Source organism: Chitinivorax sp. B, from assembly GCF_005503445.1.
Taxonomy (GTDB): domain Bacteria; phylum Pseudomonadota; class Gammaproteobacteria; order Burkholderiales; family SCOH01; genus Chitinivorax.
The window spans coordinates 69072-86500 of sequence record NZ_SCOH01000025.1; the positions used below are offsets into that span (position 1 = coordinate 69072).

Here is a 17429-nt window from a genome sequence, read left to right on the forward strand (position 1 = left end):
GCAAATAGTGATATTGGGGAAGTGCGTGCAAGGCAGGGTAAAGTCAACAGAACAAAACAAAAAAGCCATTACATCTTGTAATGACTTTTTATATATTCTGGTGCCCAGGAGAGGACTCGAACCTCCACGGAGTTACCCGCTAGTACCTGAAACTAGTGCGTCTACCAATTCCGCCACCTGGGCATTTCAGGATTTCAATTATACAGCCGACTTGTCTCACCAAATACTATATTTTATTTGGTGCCCAGGAGAGGACTCGAACCTCCACGGAGTTACCCGCTAGTACCTGAAACTAGTGCGTCTACCAATTCCGCCACCTGGGCCTGTATAATCTCTCTTGCGCAGTGCTTTTTTGCTGCTAGTGCTGCTGAAGAGACTGCGCATTATATAGAGGACTTTCGATTTGTCAAACAAAAAAAGCAAGAAAACAGAAAAAATTTCTCAATCAGCCGTAAAAGGTAAGAAAAACAAGAACAAGAAAACCAGCCTGAGGCTTGCTGATCCTTTCTTGGCACGTGAAAAAGCCAATTATCCAAATCCGCTTCCCAGTCGTGAATTCATCATCCAGATCCTGACCGACAAAGGTGTGCCGGTTTATGCCGATAGCCTTGCAGACTGGTTGGATATTCGCCAGGAGGAAATATCGCTGTTTGAGCGCCGGTTGCGTGCCATGGAGCGCGATGGCGAAATCATGCTGAACCGCAAAGGTGCCATTTGCATTGCTGAGAAACTGGACTTGATCAAGGGGCGTGTGCAAGGCCATAAGGATGGGTATGGTTTCCTGGTGCCTGACGATGGTGGGGATGATCTGTTCCTGGGGCCGAAGGAAATGCATAAGGTATTGCATGGTGATCGTGCCCTGGTGAAAGAGGTTGGTAAAGATTTCAAGGGACGTCGCGAAGGTCGGATCGTGGAGGTGCTCGAACGCCGCAACGCCAAGCTGGTAGGCCGATTGTTCAATCAGCGCGGTGTGCTGTTCGTGGTAGCGGAGGATAAGCGCATCAGTCAGGATATTCTGGTTGCGCCGCAGGATGTAGGCGATGCCCAATCTGGTCAAGTGGTGATGGTGGAACTGATTGCCCAGCCGGACAAATATGCTCAGCCGCAGGGTCGGGTGATTGAAATATTGGGTAACTATGGTGATTCGGGTATGGAGATCGAAATTGCCTTGCGCAAACACGATCTGCCATTTGAATTTTCAGCTGAGGCAGAAGCTCAGGCCAAAAAGACACCCAAGAAAGTCCGCAAGCTGGATTGGAAGCCGGATGCTGGGCTCAAGCGCGAAGATCTACGCGAGATGCCACTGGTTACGATTGATGGCGAAACGGCGCGGGATTTCGACGATGCCGTTTACTGTGAGCCAGCAGGTAAAGGTTGGCGGTTGGTGGTGGCGATTGCGGATGTCAGCTATTACGTACGGCCAGATGACGCGCTGGATATCACCTCACGGGAGCGCGGAAATTCCGTGTACTTCCCACGGCGCGTCATCCCCATGTTGCCGGAACAGCTTTCCAACGGTATCTGCTCACTGAATCCGGATGTCGAACGCATGTGCATGGTGTGCGACATAAGCATTTCGGCCAGGGGTGAGATCAAGAAGTACCGGTTCTTCCCGGCGGTCATGCATTCCAAGGCGCGACTGACCTACAACAAAGTGTGGGAAATGCTGAGCGAGCCGGCCAGCCCGTTGCGTGAGGAGTACTCGACCGTTCTGCCGCATGTGGAGCATCTATACAAGCTGTTCCAGATTTTGTTGGCGGCACGGCATCGTCGTGGTGCCATTGACTTTGAAACGGTTGAGACGCAGATGATCTTCAATGATGGGGGTAAGATCGATCGGATCGTACCTGTGTCGCGGAACGATGCACATCGTTTGATTGAAGAGTGTATGTTGGCCGCCAACGTTTGTGCGTCAGACTTCCTGCAGCAACATGAGCACCCAGCGCTATACCGGATTCACGAAGGCCCGACCGCTGAGAAGCTGGATAACCTGCGCTCCTTCTTGAAGGAGTTCGCCCTGACCTTGCCTGGCGGAGATGATCCGCATGCAAAGGATTATGCCCAGTTGCTGGAGAAGGTGAAGCAAAAGCCGGAGGCAGCACTGTTGCAGACAGCCATGCTGCGTTCACTACAGCAAGCGGTCTACAGCCCGGATAATGTTGGGCACTTCGGTTTGGCTTACGATGGCTACACCCATTTCACTTCGCCAATCCGTCGTTATCCTGATCTGTTGGTGCACCGCGCCATCAAGGCTGTCTTGCGCGAAGACAAATACAAGCCGGGCATGAAATGGGCTGAGTTGGGTATTCATTGTTCCATGACCGAACGCCGCGCGGATGATGCCACCCGTGATGTCGAAAACTGGTTGAAGTGTTTCTACATGAAGGATCGGGTGGGCGAATGCTTCACTGGTACCGTCAGTGCGGCGACCAGTTTCGGTATTTTCGTGCTGCTGGATGACGTGTATGTGGAGGGCTTGGTCCATATCTCGGAACTGGGCAGTGATTATTTCCGTTTCGATCAAGCCTTGCATTGCTTGGTGGGTGAGCGTACTGGGCAACGTTACCGCTTGGGTGACCGGGTTCGAATCAAGGTTGTGAGAGTGGATTTGGAGACCAGCAAGATTGACTTTGTGCTGGTGGAGGATAAGCCTGATGCGGACGCTGATGAACGAGGGCCCGTCACACCAACCAAGTCACGTGTGAGAAAGCCGAAGAAAGTGGTTTGATCATCCACATTTACCTGAGTGGAGGTGTGTGTAGGCTGTGGATAGGATGGCCAGGTTGATGAGTAGCAAGGATTTTTTCTGACTGCTCATAAAATGAGCAAATCGAGCGAGTAACTGGGTGGCCCACCATTACTCGCTTTTTTTGTTGCTCAATATGGCTGCTCCGCTACATTGATTCACAGTCTGAGTGGGTAGGAGTGTGTGTTGCCTGTGGATTGGCTTGGCAATGCTTTGATATGCATTGATATTTATGTGGTGCTTAAATTTCGTGCAGATGGCTGAGTATTCCGTAGTGGGCTTCAATCCACATTCTAGGTGGAAGAGGGTGTGTGCAGGTTGTGGGCAAGCGCGCCAGCCTATTGAGTTGGCAGCCTATTTTAAGGTTGCTCGAATTTTGGGCGGCTGGTGGTTGTGAATGAGTATGATCAATACGATGACGGGTCTTGATAATCCACCATTGGCATGAAGACTTATGTGAGTGGGATGTGAATTGTTGAGCTAATGTACTGTTCCACTAGATTTTTTGGCGGTAGCCTGGAAATCGGGCAATACCTTAGGTTAAGCGGAATTGATCGTCTCGGTTGACGGTAGTGTCATAAGACTTACTGAATGCGGTTCACTGGGTACCCGACACCGTCCACATGTGGCGTGGAGTCCTATGTGGGTACGATGTGGGTAAGTAAGTTAAATATTTGATACATCAGCTCAATTCGATGGTGGTTAAATTTTGTGCAGTGTCCAATGCTTGGCTGGGTGTGGTCTACTGCTTGTTTAGAGCGTCACGATTCATACACAATTCACATTGGTAGCCCTGTGAGGGGCGTGTGGATAAGCAATCTATCCTTCTCAAATCTCAGCCTTTTTTCTGGCCTGATTAAAAAATGAGCGTTTTCCGTCCAAAACAGGCTACGTCAGGTGAACGAGCAATGATTCCCATCGGGCTTCATAGCGGGGCACATGCTGCATTGACCTCCAGTTGTATCGTAGATAAGTTGGCGCGGACTAATGCGTTGTATGCGGCGTGGCGAGCAGGTAAGTTGACGTGGGATGAAATGACACCCGTGCTGCCCATATGCCGGCCGGGCCGGCCCGAACGTCCGCTATTGGTACCGCCGAATCAGGTTGCACGACGTCAACTGAGCACGCTGGATGGTCGGGTTGCATTGGTGCATTCGATTGCACACATTGAGTTCAATGCTGTGAATTTGGCATTGGATGCGGTCTATCGATTTCATGGTATGCCTGAAGCGTATTATGGGGATTGGTTGAAAGTGGCGGCGGAAGAGGCCTGTCACTTTACTTTGCTGGCAGGCCGCCTGGCGGAGTTGGGCGCCAGTTATGGCGATGTCAGCGCGCATAATGGTCTGTGGGAAATGGCCGTAAAGACCGGCCATGACGTGTTGGTCAGAATGGCGCTGGTTCCTCGTATTCTGGAAGCGCGAGGCCTGGACGTGACACCTGGTATTCAAAAGCGGTTGCGGCAGTGCGGTGATACAGTGACGGCTGATTTGTTGGATATCATTTTATGTGACGAGATTGGTCATGTTGCCATTGGCAATCATTGGTATCGCCAACTTTGCGAACAGCGTGGGCTGGAGCCAGTTGACACATTCCGGCACCTTTATCGGGAATATGGTGCGCCCATGATTTCGCAAGATCTGAATCGGGATGCCCGGCGTCGGGCCGGATTTGATGAGATCGAATTGCAGCTGCTGACCTCGCTCAGCATCGGAAACCCGGCCATGTAATCCGGTTCGTCACCCTGCTTGGCCCCGATCATCGGCCAAAAACGGACTCGTGGATTGGCTGGATGGGTGGGGATGCATATTGAGTTGGAAAAACATGAAAGTCAATTTTGTCACGTGTTGGCAGTGTATTCCGGTCATTGGCGGATTGAGCGCGATGTTGATGATCAGCCAAGCAATTGCCACAAATTCTACGTTGGTGTTCGAATCCTGCCGGATTGATGATTTACCCAGTGCCGTACAGTGTGCAATGGTCGAAGCACCGTTGGCGCCAAGTGATAACCGCAGCATTCGGGTGCAGGTAGTGCGATTGCCGGCGCTGACCCGTAATCCGATGCCAGATCCAGTCGTTTTGCTGGCAGGCGGGCCCGGTCAGGCGGCCAGTCAGCTGGGCCGCCTGACGCTGGCGCTGAACGCGCTGCGACGAGAGCGGGATGTGTTGCTGATTGATCAGCGAGGTACCGGGCGCAGTCAGTCGCTGGATTGCAAGTTGCCATCTGAAGACGATCCACTGCCGGATCTGCTGGCGGGACGACTGTTGCCAGAAGGCGCAAAGCATTGTTTTGACACTTTGCGCGACGTGGCTGGCTATTATGCTACCCATGACTATATCCGTGATCTGGAGCTGGTTCGTCAACGGTTGGGGATCAGGCAATTCAATTTGTGGGGTGGGTCATACGGCACCCGGGTGGTACAGGAATACCTGCGATTACATCCTGAGCGGGTGCGTACGGCGGTAATGGATGGCGTGGTGCCACCCGATGTAAGGTTGACGATCGACATTGCAGGTAACAACGAAGCACGCATGGCGTCGATTGTGGCGGACTGCCAGCGTTCGCCCACTTGCCGAGCAGCCTATCCTCGGCTTCAGCAAACCATGGCAAATTTGCCACAACGTCTGAATCAATCCCCTTTGCCGGTAGACCAACCGCACCCATGGCGTGCCACGCGTTTGATGGGCCGGTTTGGCCATGCTGGTCTGGCGGCCAGTCTGGGTGCAATGCTCTATCAGCCTGAAACCCAGGCTTGGGTACCACGCTTGCTGCATCTGGCGGGGCAAGGTGAGGTGGCTCCGTTGTTGGCCGCTTATAGTCAACTGAGTCAGCAAATGGGCGAACAGGTCAACAGCTTGCTGTATTTTGCCGTCGCCTGTGTTGAGGATGGTGTGGTGGATGGGGTGCCACCCAATCGGCTGCACCTGTTCAGTCCGATGCAGAGCATGGCTCGTGAGGTTTGTCAGGCATGGCGTTTGCCTGCAAAGCCACTGTCGGGGATGGTGAAGTCCAATGTTCCGACTTTGTTGCTGTCAGGGGGACTCGATCCGGTTACGCCGCCGGCTTATGCGAACAGGGTGGCGCAGGGTTTGGTCAACCGTTATCAATTGCTGGCACCGCAACTGGGCCATGTCATCAGTCCAAACCGTTGTATTCCACGTGTCATTCACGAATTCATCCGCGATGCTAAGGCTGGCCAGGTAGCCAAAGAGTGCGAGTTGCAGCTGAAGACAATGCCGCCACTTCCATTTTTCGTCAGCGACAAGGAGGCACGACCATGATCGCCGTGGAATGCATCGCCAAGCGTTTCGTGCTCAAGGAGGGCAGGTTGATTCGCAAACGGCGCGAGGTAGTGGCATTGCGAGAAGTCAGCTTTGCCGCCCGCTCCGGGCAGATCACCGGCTTGCTGGGCCCTAACGGCGCTGGCAAGACCACGTTGTTGCGCATTATTGCCGGTGTGTTGCGGGCGGATGCTGGCCGTATTCAAGTGGATGGGGTGGATGTTGCACAAGATCTCCTTGGCCTGCGTACACGAATGGGTGTGCTGGGTGATGCAAAGGGGTTGTATCCGCGGCTGACCGCAAGTGAAAATATTCGTTACTTTGGTCAGTTGCACGGCATCCCGACAAATCGCCTGCAGCAGCGAACCAATCAGTTGATCGAACAGCTCTCCATGCAAACTATTGCAGATCGACCTACTGCCGGATTCTCGCAGGGTGAGCGGATGAAAACGGCAATAGCTCGTATTCTGGTACATGATCCGGATATCGTGTTGCTGGATGAACCCACCAATGGCCTGGATATTCTTGCGACACGTGCCATGCGCACGTTGATTCGTACCCTGAAGGCCGACGGAAAGACGGTGCTGTTTTCCAGTCACGTGATGCAGGAGGTAGGCGAATTGTGCGATGAGGTGGTGATCATCAACAAGGGTGGTGTGGCGGCGCAGGGTACACCGGAAACCATTCGCAAGCAGACCGGTAGCGCCACGTTGGAAGATGCCTTTGTCAGAGTGTTGGGGACGGAAGAGGGCTTGTTCGCATGATGCGTCTGGTTTCTGCTGTTTTCCGCAAGGAGTTGTTGGACATTGTCCGTGATCGCAAATCGTTGATGATGTTGGGTGTGGTGGTGTTGCTGTCAGGCCCGCTGGTGCTGGGTATCATCTTTACCATGATCAATCTGGCGCTGGAGCGGCAAAGCGATATCACACTTGCCATGACCAACCGCCAGGCTGCGCCAGAGCTGGCTATTTTTTTGATCCGACAGGGGGTGGCGGTCGAGACTGCGCCACCGGACTATATGGATCAGCAACAGGCGGGCAAGCTTCCCATTGTGCTGGATATACCGGATGTTTTCACCCGGCGTTTTGCTCAAGGCTTACCAGCCGAAGTGCGGTTGATCGGGGATTATTCTGACCAGAAAACCAGTGGCAAGCTGGCCGTGATCCAACACTTGCTGGTGCAATATCAGTACCAGTTGGCTGCGGCACGCATGGCGTTGCAAGGCGTATCGCCTGTACTGGCCTCTCCGATTGCGGTGACACGAGTGGATCTGGCAACGCCGGAGCAAAGTGGCTCGGCCATTCTGTCGGTGCTCGCATTCTATTCCTTGTATGGCCTGTTCTTTGGTGCCATGGGGGCCGCACTGGAAGCCACTGCTGGCGAACGTGAACGACAGTCACTGGAGCCCTTGCTGGGTAACCCAGTGAGGCCGTTGCAATTGGCTTTGGGTAAATGGCTGGCAGTCGGGTTGGCAAACGTTCTGGTGGCCTGCGCCTCATTGCTCGGCTATATCCTGACCTTGGCGTTGGCACCATTGCCAAACGTTGGCATTCCGTTCTTGTTTGGCTGGCGTGAATTCACTGGTTTCCTGCTGGTGCTGGCACCGTTTGCATTATTCGTGGCAGCTACCTTGCTAGCCTTCGGTGCATTCGGCAAAACCATCAAGGAGGCGCAAACAGCCATGTCTCTGTCGGTCAGCATGGTTGCACTGTTGCCGTTGTTCAATATGTTTGCCAAGGACAAGCTGCCTGACTGGATCACCTGGGTGCCGGTCAACGGCCAATATTACGCGCTGGAAAAGCTGCTGCGCGGCGAATCGCTGGCTTGGTCGCAATGGCTGCCGCTCTATCTGGTGCCATTGGCCGGCGCCATGCTGATGGTGTGGTTGTTGGCACGGCAATTGGGGGCGGAGCGACTTTTGGCAGGACGTTGACCAAGCAGCGGGGTGGAATCTCCGTTGATTGCGCTACCGGCAGCAATGGCATTGTCTTCCGCGTCAGTACAGGCTTCCGGTTGAGTGCCTGTGTTAAACTGGCAATCTTTTTTCGGCATCAATGCCAAATGCCGCAACTTTATTGCGTGGCATTGGGCGCATCAGGAGAGGCAGCATGTCAGGAAGTAGCTTCGGGTTGTTGTTCACCGTGACTTCGTTTGGTGAATCGCACGGGCCAGGGATCGGTTGCGTGGTGGATGGCTGCCCGCCGGGGCTGGCGCTGACGGAAGCCGATATCCAGGCTGAGTTGGATCGCCGTAAGCCCGGTACATCGCGCCATGTCACGCAGCGCAAGGAGCCGGATACCGTCGAGATTCTCTCCGGTGTCTTTGAAGGTAAAACCACCGGCACCCCCATTGCCTTGCTGATTCGTAATACCGATCAACGCAGTCAGGATTACGGCAAGATCGTCGAAACATTCCGCCCGGGGCATGCCGATTACACTTACTGGCACAAGTATGGCATTCGCGACTATCGGGGTGGCGGTCGTTCCAGCGCGCGTGAGACGGCAGTCCGGGTCGCAGCTGGTGCCATCGCAAAAAAATGGCTGCACGAACGTTACGGCGTGGTGATTCGGGGCTATATGAGTCAGCTTGGCGAGATCCGGATTCCATTTCAGTCCTGGGAGGCAGTCCAGCAGAACCCGTTTTTTGCCCCAAACAACGAGATTGTGCCAAAGCTGGAAAGCTATATGGACGACATTCGTGCCGAGCGTGATTCGATCGGTGCGCGGATTGAAGTCGTCGCGGAAAACGTCCCGGTGGGTTGGGGTGAGCCGGTCTATGATCGACTGGATGCCGACATTGCCTATGCCATGATGAGTATCAATGCAGTCAAGGGAATTGAAATCGGTGCGGGCTTCGACAGCATTGCCCAACGTGGTTCAGAGCATTGCGATGAACTGACTCCGCAAGGCTTCGCCAGCAATCACTCGGGTGGTACGCTGGGGGGTATCTCCAGCGGGCAGGATATCTGCGTCAGCCTTGCTGTGAAACCGACCTCCAGTATTCCGCAAGAACGTCGCTCCATCGACAAAGCCGGTAATCAGGTCATGATGCAAACCACTGGGCGTCATGATCCGTGCGTGGGCATCCGTGCCACACCGATTGCCGAAGCGATGCTGGCGTTGGTATTGATCGACCATGCTTTGCGCCACCGTGCACAGTGCAGCGATGTGCGGGTGGATACACCGGTGATTCCAGCGCGTATTGGTAAGTAGATACCTACTTGGTTTGACGGGTTTTTGGGTCGATTGCTCGGTTTGTGCAATCCATACTTGGCTGGCAACACATTTTCTGCAGTGTTGCCAGTAGCTGTCTTGATTTGTCGTGACTTGGCGGTCCATTGCTGGCGGGGTTATGACTCCAAATGTTTTTCGATAGAAAACATCCAGTGTAAGTCTCGCAAAACCACTTCACCAGCTTTTAAGGTAACAGCAGCGCCAGTCTGCCCGTGATCCGGCAATTGTTCACCAAGGCGGCTTCCCGACTAGGCTGGTAAGCGCATCAGGATATCTTTCAGGTGGGTATGTGGCTCATGGCGCGCTGGCCAGCACACAGGCTGGCCGCGAACAATCGGTGCTTGCGTCGGCTATCCTACCCGCCGCTGCTCAACAAAGGTCAGGGCTACATTGACGGAGCTGTTACGACTCGCTTTGGCTGCATACGATGCACACCGGTCAGTGGGCGGTGGCCTGATGGCAACCGTCCGTGACCGGGGAGCGACGGCAGAGAGCACAGAATTGGGACTGGCTTGTTGCCCAGCCAGCGAACGCGACCAGTCATGCGCCGCTCAGCTGGAGCCTTGTTCCGGCGGTGGGGGGGGCTTGGGGGTACGCGGTCGCAGCTTCAGACCGGGACGTTTATTGCCCTCGACAAACTCGCGCCAGCAATCCCGGCAACGGTACACCTGGCGCCCGTCGGGTTTGGTGAAACGGCGGATCAGGGCTTGGCTGTGGCACTCCGGGCACGCCACGTCAGCAGGCAATGGCAGACCATGCCGGTGTTGCGTATGCAGCAGGAAGAAATGCCGGCAGGCCCGGCATTCGATCTGTGGGTTCGCCTGCAGGCGCCGGCGGTAGGCCAGTTGATCGCTGGCGCAGCGTGGGCAGCGCACGCCCTGTTGGGCCGGGGTGAACCCCAGTCGCCACGCCGGCTGTGACACCAGCGGTTCGTCCTCGCTGCGTTCGTCAAACAGCGGTAGCAAGCGTCGTCGGAAATCTGCGAACTGCTTGGTATCGCTACAACCGGCAATCCGCCAGGCGTAGTACGCGGTCCACGGCCCCCACCACACCAACAGCGTGCCATACAAGGCGGGATGATTTTTCTGCTGGATCCGGAAAAAGGGGGTACCGGTGGCGGTACTGAATGCCTTGTCACAAGCTCGACAGTAGGCCCGTGGCAGCCCGTGATCAAGCTCCAGGCGCAGCGACCGATTGTGACAGTATGGACAACCGCGCAGCTTGATGGTCGTGGGATGCAGGCTGTGCAAAATGGCCACCAGCGTGCGCAGGGCGGGCTCGTCGGCCCACAGCTGCAAGGCGATGACGCGGTCGGCATCGGCCAGCCGGCCGACGACCTGCTGCAGGGGTGGGGGCATCACGATTTTAGTGGGGTTGTCAGTGCGCATAACCTAATTGGTATCTTGGAATGGGTTGCTATTTGACCTGCGACATGCCCGCTGCAGCGCGTCGGTTCACCACCCCTCGCCCTGGCGGGTGGGCTGGCCGATGCGCTGCTTCACCTCGTCCGGCCAGTCGATCTCGATGGCGGTCTTGTGGAACAGCCACTTGCCAGTGCCTTGTATCCAGTTGATCAGCAAGGGCAGCAGGATTGGGAGAATCAGGTGCTCAAACAGCGTGATCAGGGTGTGATGACGCCACCACCACAGGTATTTGGCGCCGAACGGGCCGACCTCGCCGCAGGCCTGCCACCAGGACTGCCGCCGGCCCTTGCTGGCCAACGGGTCGGCCTGGTTGGGGAGGTGCGGGCCGTTGTCTTCCATGAAGCGGCGCACGTGCTCCCACACCTGCGGCACCATCGCTTCGGTCATGCTCAGGCCGCTGGTGAGCTGAAAGCTGTCGATGATGGTCGGGTCGTCCGCGCTCTTGCGCACCAGGAACATCAGGAAATGGTTGCGCAGCAGGGTGTTGCCGGTGGTGTACATTTCGGCGTTATGCTCTACATCGATCAGATCCCAGTCATACTCGACGATCTTGACCGGCCAGGGCAGCAGATTACCTTTCAGGCCGGGTGGGTGCTCACGCAGGATGCGATAGACCTTGCGGTGGCGGCGGTCGAAGATGATCGGCAGGTCAGCGGGGCAGCGGAAGGCAACTCGGACGGCTGCTGCGCCCATGCTGATTGTGATAAAAAGAAATATGCTTAGAATTAGTAGCTCCCATACTGATGCATCTAGTAAACCGAGAAGGTAAATGTAGCTGCCAATCCCAATGATGCCGCACATGGAGGTCAATACTGCTGCAAAGAACTGTACCCCCTCCATATCCTGGCGCATGCCGGTGTACTCGATGGCGTCCTGGTAGAGGGCCTTGATCCAACCCAGGGTCAGCGCCCCATCGGCAGCCGCTTCGTGTTTGCTGAAACGGCGCAGAATGCCGTGGGTCTGGCTTAGGGGCCGGTCCTGATCGGTACTGCGCCCCCAGGCGCCTTCGGTTTCGCCTTCAAGGGCTTGGTATTCGGGGCGGATATGTTCGCCGTGTTTCAACAGTGGTCGTGTTGCAGTCATAATGATCCGTTCCGGTCAGCTGCGGGCCGGCGGGTTGCTGGGTGCCTTCTGTCAAAGAGAAACGAAGCGGGCTGCCCATCGGCTAGCTTATTCCGGCAACCGCACCGGTTCGCCCAGCAGCGGCGCCAACGCATCGGGCCAGACGGTTCGGCGGCTGGTCAGGTAACTGAGCCAGTTACAGACGCCCATTAGGCCAAAGTAAGGCACGCTGAACGGCGCGGTGGCGAAATAGAACAGGGTCAGCCAGCGATCGTCACGCCACCAGCGGGCGAAGTCCGCGCCCAGCGGGGCGAAGATACCCAGGCTCTGCCATAGGGTGCGGGGTCGCTTCTTCAGCAACATCGGCTCGCCCTGCTGGATCGGCGGGCCATTCTGCTCCATATAGCGGCGGATGTGCTCCCAGAGCCGCTGCACGGTATCCTGACCCAGCATCAGACTGTTGCCGACATAAATCTCGTCGATGACCTGGTTGTCAGTTTGGTAGACGCTGACCGGCTTGTGGTACACCACCAGTACCAGGGCATGGGCGCGGGCGGCACTGCGCCCGCTTTGCATCAGCGTCACCCGGTATTCCGCTTCGATACAGGCCCAGTCGTACTCTGCCGCTTGCAGGCGCACCGGACGCATCAGCCAGCGATGCCGTTCGCCGGAGCCGTCGAGCGGCATCAGCAAGCGGTAGACCTTGCGGCGCTTGCGGTCGAAAATGACGGGCAGGTCGTCCACGCCGAACAGGTCGAATTTGAGGAGCGCCCAGAATATCGGCATAAATATGAAGAACACGACCATGCCTGATATTAGAAACACGAGGATTCCGATGATTTCGAAATTTCTGAAAGCCTCGATCATTTCATGATGAATATCCGCCACACCCAGAAAAATAAATATAAATAGCAAATGCAAATTCGCAAAGATCCCCATCCCCCGTGCCATGGCAGACGCAGCGGGATCGTTGAATGCGACGGCATCCCGGTAAATCGCCGCGACATTGGCCATGGCACTGGGGTCGTCATGCACCCGCTGCTTTTTGTTGGTGTACCGTTCGACTACGCCATGTAAGGTGTCTGGATCCGCTTCAGCTTGTTCGTGATCCGCATCAATGACTTGCGGGGCGAGCTGGAGGTGGGGTGACGTGTACTCACCGTGCCTAAGCAGACCTGGGGTGGTTGGCTTATCAGTTTTCATGTTTTTTTTGCAGTTCTTTCCAGGCTTTTTCTTCGTCGGCCCAGCTATGGCGGGTAGGGGCATCACCATCGGGTTTCCCAAAATAGCAACCTTTCAGCCAGGTTTGCAAAGGTGTTGGTTCAGTCACAATGGCGTATACCATGAAACCGACTCCGACTGCCGTGAAAGCCCAACCAAGGCCAGGTACTGACAGCCCTATGGCGCTGCCCCCCAACCGGGCAATAATGACGCGATAAAGGGCCATTCGGCTGACTTGGGTGACGACTACCCCACCAGCGGAAATTGTGCCACGCAAGACCAAGGCTTGGAGTACGAGATGTGCTGTCATCAAAGCCATGGGAATAGCTCCAATGGACAGGGTCACCATCGCATATATCATCATTTTTGATTGGTGAATATTCCCATCCTTTTTCAACCTCGCAGCCTCTCTGAAGCACATCCAAGCCAATGTCACGTTGCCAATGAAGCCCATCCCTTGGGCAAAACCCCTCAAGAACGGCAGGCGGGCGCTTTTCTCAATCGCTGCCACCCCGCGCGTTACCTCGATATGCGCCTGGCTCCAGGCGGCCGCAAACTCGGCACCGCCCCCAAGGAAGCCAGCCACACTGTTGGCAACACTGAGTGCGTAGTCGGGAAGCTTGGGGTCGCCGGCCTTGGCGTTGTAGTAGCTCTGCATGCCAATCCAGACGCCCAATCCTTGGATCATCATGGCACCGATGGCCAGGCGGCCTTCGAAGGAGCGAGCGGCCTGAGTGGTCTTTTGTACGCCAGTGTGGGTTTGGACGGTGTCGACACCTTTTCGGGCCGCATCCAGCAGCATCGCCTTGAACAGGGCGGGTGCCTGGGCGGATTCTTTGAGATGCTGTTCCAGCAAATCGGCAAAGCGTTTGATCGGGATGGTCAGCATCGCACTGCTGCCGGCCTGATTGGCGACATGGGTTTTCAGCAGCAGGGCCTGCTCTTGAATCAGGACTGCGTCCGCTTTCGCGGTCAGCTCGCGGGCGACGACGTCCGGGCTGGTCTTCAGCTCGTGCATGATGCTGCTGTCCGTCAGCAGCCCGACGGTGATGCGACCTTGCCGCGACAGCTTGCGAATTTCCCGAATACTGAGCATTTCGCCACGCGCACGTTTCAGTTGCACCAAGGTGTCCAGGTCCATATGCGCCATCACCAGCACGGGTATCTTCGCGTATCCGCCCTTGGCCTGCAGTGCCTCTTCGCAGGCGCGATGGAGCAACGCCATCTGCTGGGCGCGTTGCAGTCGGCTCAAGATTTTGGGATCGGGTGCCGGTGGTGTCTTGAGTGTTCGATTTCGCCAATAGTGATTGACGTGCCGCATCGCTACGGAAGCGAGCGAGCCCTGGATGTTCAGCGAGAAGCCCATGAAGGCGTCGGTCAGCCACGATACGCGCTTACCCACCCTGGCGGGCAAGGGATGGGTGGGTGAAACACCCTTCAGTTCAAGAAATTCGCCGATCAGGCCCTTCATGAAGTCATAGGTGTTGCTGCGCTTGTTTTCAGCCCCCGTCAGGGTGTCCCACAGATTGGCCTGATTGGCGGTCAGTGCGCGTTGCATGACCGCTTCCGGGGCCTGGATCTCGGCATCGATCTGTTTGGTGAAGGTATCGAGCGCCACGTCGGTGAACGGCTCGGGGGTGTAGGCGCTGTGGACCTCTTTACAATAGACGGTGCCGTGACAAACAGACTTACTGCCGACATAGGCCAGATCATGGGGTTCTGTTTCGTCAAAGTGAAACTTGAAGTAGTTCAGGATGGCTGGGTCGGCCAGTACCGTGTTCCAGTCATGTTCGAAGTGCTCCAGTGGCTTGATGTAGCGTTCGCCAATCAGGGTGTGATAAGCCTCTTCCCACTGCTTGCGGGCCGCTTCGTTGTAATAGGGCAGCATTTCGTTCCAGGTTTTTACGGCTGCCTGACGTGCCCATGCATCGGCCCGCTGTTCGAAGTCGGGATAAATGATGCGCCCGATATTGGGGGCGGAGAGTGCTTCCAGTGCCGGGCCGGCCAATACTTTACCCAGCCAGTTTCCCTGTTCGAATCGCTCGCGATTGATTTTCCGTTCTTCGTCGGTCAGCGCCTGCCACTTGGTGCCTGCCGGCAGCTCGGTTGACTGGAGGTAGGCTTCTTTGGTTCGTAACGGGGCGACATGGTTGAGCGCCTCCTCCTCAGCCTTGGATATCGTGTCGTTACGCAGCATCTGGATGATGCGATTGACTTTGAGCGGTCGTTCCACCGGGCCTGAGTTGTTGTACTGCTCAAATTGGTCATACCATTTCAGTCGCAGGGCATTGAACTCGGTCGCGGCGCCCACCGGGTCGCGTAGCACGACCGCCAGTGCTTTCCCCTTGGTTTTCGGGTGCTGTGCCGCAGCGCGCTCCAAGGTTTGCGCCAGCGCATCCACCTGCTTGTGCAGGGCATGAAATGGGTAGTCATGGTCGGTCGACGCCGAATTGCCCACGCAATAACGGTGCAATCCGCATTCCAGTACGTATTTCGTCAGATTGTCGGCGGTCGGTTCGAAGGTGTTCGGGATGGGTGAACCGGTGGGTTTGCCTGGGCCGTTTTGAGGCTGCCAATCCAGATCAATTTGCTGCATGACGTGAGGATTCGCAGCATTCTGTTCCCGCAGTTTTGGATTCCAGAGATTGGCACTATAGGCGATCCACAACGTTTTGATGTGGTGCGCCTGCGGGATGGGCAATAGTTTCATGCCCGTCACGTTGTGGTGTTTCAAATTGCACGGCGGCGGCTCGGGTCGTTGTTTGAAGGTGGCGTTGCCGGACGAAATCAGATCGCCGTTGGCCGCCACGCGATAGACCTGCCATTGCTTGACACCTGGTGGCGGGCTGGGGATATAGACGTGCACAAACCCCGCCCGCAACAAGCGCAGGGCATAGCGTGTTTCCTGTAATGCCGCGCTGGGCACGATACCCTGCAGTAAAGCCGGATGAGTCTGAATCGTTGCACCCAGTAGCGGTGCAAGTGGACTTCTCAAGGCGATCGGGCTGGGTCTTAACAGCAGCAGCGACAGACAGCTCTTATTGCAATGATCGCAGCCAGTAACGGGGGTACTCATATGGTTCGGTCTTTCAAGGGGGATCGCATATCAGGCAAGTTGGGCATGCAGCGTATCGGCCAGTCCATGCAAATGCAACGTCGGCAGGTCGTCCAAGGGCTGTGCGGCCAGACATCGCCGTAGCGGTTGCGGCCAGTCGGTCCCCGGATGCAACAGGCTCAGCGCGGCCAGCGCGTGTTCGTCTTGCGGGCGCCGAAACAGTGCCGGGAACAGCGGCTTGAGCTGGGTGACCTGGAACAAGGCGCGCTCGATCGCCGGGTAAGCGGTGGTGGACGGATCGGGCGGCAGCACGGCCCCATCGCGCAACCGTTGCCCCAGCCACCGGGCCAGCGTGGGCTGGATGTGTTCGTTCTGCATGAAGCGCGGCCATTCGTCGAGGCTGAGCTGCAGCGGCTGGTGCGCGCCCGCGCCGGCGCGCAGCCTGTCGATCCGCCCAGTGGGGGCCAGATAATGCCAGGCATGCAGGCTGGGCCACTGTGCCAAGAGGCGCGCATCGCCCACCACATGGCGCAACCAGTCCAGCACGCGGCGGTCGGCCAGGCGGAGATAGCGGGCCCGGGTGTGGGCAACGGTGCGGAGTGACAGGCTGGCGGCCAGCTGATCCGCCAGGGCGGCACCGTCGACGGGACTTTGCAGCCAGCCACCGATCCGATGGGCTGCCTGCCCGTCGCCCGATAGGCCATCCGCCACAGCGGTTTGCCATTCGTCCGCCGCCAGTTGCAGGGTGGTGGGTAACCAGTCTTCCAACGGATGCAGTTGCACCAGATACGGTGACATGGGCACAGGCAACGGGGTCTTCGCGGGAAGCCGCACCCCAAAAACCGGACATTGCCAGGCTACTTCCCGCCAGGCCTGCAGGGCCGCCCAGTCATCGGGGGGATCACCTGCCAGCGGCAGCGGTTCGCCCAATAACGGGTCAATCAACACAAAGACCGGCAGCCCCGGCTCCAGGGCAGCCTGCAATTGGGCGAGCAAATCGGTAGTCATCAAATCGCCCCCTTGCCGCTGGCAGCGGCATCTGCCAACTTGAGCGGGCAGACCGCCAGATTGCTTTGTGGTAGCGGCGGTGCTGCATGTTGTACCCCCATCGGCCCCAACTGCTGCTTCAAGCTGGCCTTGAACACGGCCGCCTTCGGGCAGCAAATGGTGATGTTGCCACCGTTGAGCGTGAGGCCCGTGCCATTGGCGACCAGCTTGAGTTGGGTGGGGCTGGCGAGGGTGACCTGGTTGTTGCTGCTGATCGTGACGGTCTGCTGGGCGTTGAGGTTGGCCTGATCGCGTTGGGCTTGGACTTGCACCTTGCCGGTGGCGGCGTGCAGGTGGATGCCGGTGGTGTGCTCAGGTTTCTGGCTCGGGGCCGGGGTGTCGTAGCTGAACAGGCGGAT

12 protein-coding genes and 2 tRNA genes are annotated in these 17429 nt (G+C 56.8%); 6 read left to right on the forward strand and 8 right to left on the reverse strand.

What is annotated here, in order from left to right:
* Positions 1 to 98 precede the first annotated feature (98 nt).
* Both FFS57_RS15590 and FFS57_RS15595 read right to left on the reverse strand, forming a co-directional pair.
* Positions 99 to 183 (reverse strand) — tRNA-Leu (locus FFS57_RS15590).
* Positions 184 to 238: 55 nt separating this feature from the next.
* Positions 239 to 323 (reverse strand) — tRNA-Leu (locus FFS57_RS15595).
* An 80-nt stretch (positions 324 to 403) separates the two neighbouring features.
* Between FFS57_RS15595 and rnr the strand changes: the two genes are divergently transcribed.
* The 6 genes from rnr (at position 404) to aroC (ending at position 9240) form a co-directional block, all read left to right on the forward strand.
* The gene (rnr, locus tag FFS57_RS15600; protein WP_502705920.1) at positions 404 to 2728 is read left to right on the forward strand and encodes a ribonuclease R; all 2325 of its coding nucleotides are present in this window, start codon (positions 404 to 406) and stop codon (positions 2726 to 2728) included.
* A gap of 881 nt (positions 2729 to 3609) precedes the next feature.
* Positions 3610 to 4476, forward strand: a complete 867-nt coding sequence (locus FFS57_RS15605) for a ferritin-like domain-containing protein (protein WP_249384013.1) — start codon at positions 3610 to 3612, stop codon at positions 4474 to 4476.
* A gap of 94 nt (positions 4477 to 4570) precedes the next feature.
* Positions 4571 to 6028, forward strand: a complete 1458-nt coding sequence (locus FFS57_RS15610; protein ID WP_137938733.1) for an alpha/beta fold hydrolase — start codon at positions 4571 to 4573, stop codon at positions 6026 to 6028.
* Positions 6025 to 6792, forward strand: coding sequence for an ABC transporter ATP-binding protein (locus FFS57_RS15615; RefSeq protein WP_137938734.1), 768 nt, complete (start codon positions 6025 to 6027; stop codon positions 6790 to 6792). Before FFS57_RS15610 ends, FFS57_RS15615 begins: the two co-directional genes overlap by 4 nt.
* Positions 6789 to 7961 (forward strand): ABC transporter permease, encoded by a 1173-nt coding sequence (locus FFS57_RS15620; protein WP_137938735.1) that lies wholly within the window; start codon positions 6789 to 6791, stop codon positions 7959 to 7961. Before FFS57_RS15615 ends, FFS57_RS15620 begins: the two co-directional genes overlap by 4 nt.
* 175 nt (positions 7962 to 8136) lie before the next feature.
* Positions 8137 to 9240 (forward strand): chorismate synthase, encoded by a 1104-nt coding sequence (gene aroC / locus FFS57_RS15625; protein ID WP_137938736.1) that lies wholly within the window; start codon positions 8137 to 8139, stop codon positions 9238 to 9240.
* Between the two features lie 572 nt (positions 9241 to 9812).
* On the opposite strand, the gene FFS57_RS15630 is transcribed toward aroC, so the two are convergent.
* From FFS57_RS15630 to FFS57_RS15655, 6 genes are all read right to left on the reverse strand, one after another.
* Positions 9813 to 10649, reverse strand: coding sequence for an IS1/IS1595 family N-terminal zinc-binding domain-containing protein (locus FFS57_RS15630; RefSeq protein WP_137938737.1), 837 nt, complete (start codon positions 10647 to 10649; stop codon positions 9813 to 9815).
* A gap of 66 nt (positions 10650 to 10715) precedes the next feature.
* Positions 10716 to 11768, reverse strand: a complete 1053-nt coding sequence (locus FFS57_RS15635; protein WP_137938738.1) for a DUF6708 domain-containing protein — start codon at positions 11766 to 11768, stop codon at positions 10716 to 10718.
* 87 nt (positions 11769 to 11855) lie between these two features.
* A complete protein-coding gene (locus FFS57_RS15640) occupies positions 11856 to 12950 on the reverse strand; it encodes a DUF6708 domain-containing protein (protein WP_137938739.1) in 1095 nt (364 codons plus the stop codon).
* On the reverse strand, positions 12940 to 16044 hold the full coding sequence (locus FFS57_RS15645; RefSeq protein WP_137938740.1) for a T6SS effector BTH_I2691 family protein: 3105 nt from the start codon (positions 16042 to 16044) through the stop codon (positions 12940 to 12942). The genes FFS57_RS15640 and FFS57_RS15645 overlap by 11 nt, the downstream gene beginning before the upstream one ends.
* Before the next feature lie 30 nt (positions 16045 to 16074).
* Positions 16075 to 17031, reverse strand: a complete 957-nt coding sequence (locus tag FFS57_RS15650) for a hypothetical protein (RefSeq protein WP_137938741.1) — start codon at positions 17029 to 17031, stop codon at positions 16075 to 16077.
* A partial coding sequence (locus FFS57_RS15655; RefSeq protein ID WP_171013984.1) for a DUF2345 domain-containing protein occupies positions 17031 to 17429 on the reverse strand: 399 nt, incomplete at its 5' end. The genes FFS57_RS15650 and FFS57_RS15655, both read right to left, overlap by 1 nt.

Excerpts from the sequence above, each read along its gene's own strand:
- FFS57_RS15605 (WP_249384013.1), top strand. The coding sequence starts at position 3,610 with ATGAGCGTTTTCCGTCCAAAACAGGCTACGTCAGGTGAACGAGCAATG.
- FFS57_RS15610 (WP_137938733.1), top strand. The coding sequence starts at position 4,571 with ATGAAAGTCAATTTTGTCACGTGTTGGCAGTGTATTCCGGTCATTGGC.
- FFS57_RS15615 (WP_137938734.1), top strand. The coding sequence starts at position 6,025 with ATGATCGCCGTGGAATGCATCGCCAAGCGTTTCGTGCTCAAGGAGGGC.
- FFS57_RS15620 (WP_137938735.1), top strand. The coding sequence starts at position 6,789 with ATGATGCGTCTGGTTTCTGCTGTTTTCCGCAAGGAGTTGTTGGACATT.
- aroC (WP_137938736.1), top strand. The coding sequence starts at position 8,137 with ATGTCAGGAAGTAGCTTCGGGTTGTTGTTCACCGTGACTTCGTTTGGT.
- FFS57_RS15630 (WP_137938737.1), bottom strand. The coding sequence starts at position 10,649 with ATGCGCACTGACAACCCCACTAAAATCGTGATGCCCCCACCCCTGCAG.
- FFS57_RS15635 (WP_137938738.1), bottom strand. The coding sequence starts at position 11,768 with ATGACTGCAACACGACCACTGTTGAAACACGGCGAACATATCCGCCCC.
- FFS57_RS15640 (WP_137938739.1), bottom strand. The coding sequence starts at position 12,950 with ATGAAAACTGATAAGCCAACCACCCCAGGTCTGCTTAGGCACGGTGAG.
- FFS57_RS15645 (WP_137938740.1), bottom strand. The coding sequence starts at position 16,044 with ATGAGTACCCCCGTTACTGGCTGCGATCATTGCAATAAGAGCTGTCTG.
- FFS57_RS15650 (WP_137938741.1), bottom strand. The coding sequence starts at position 17,031 with ATGACTACCGATTTGCTCGCCCAATTGCAGGCTGCCCTGGAGCCGGGG.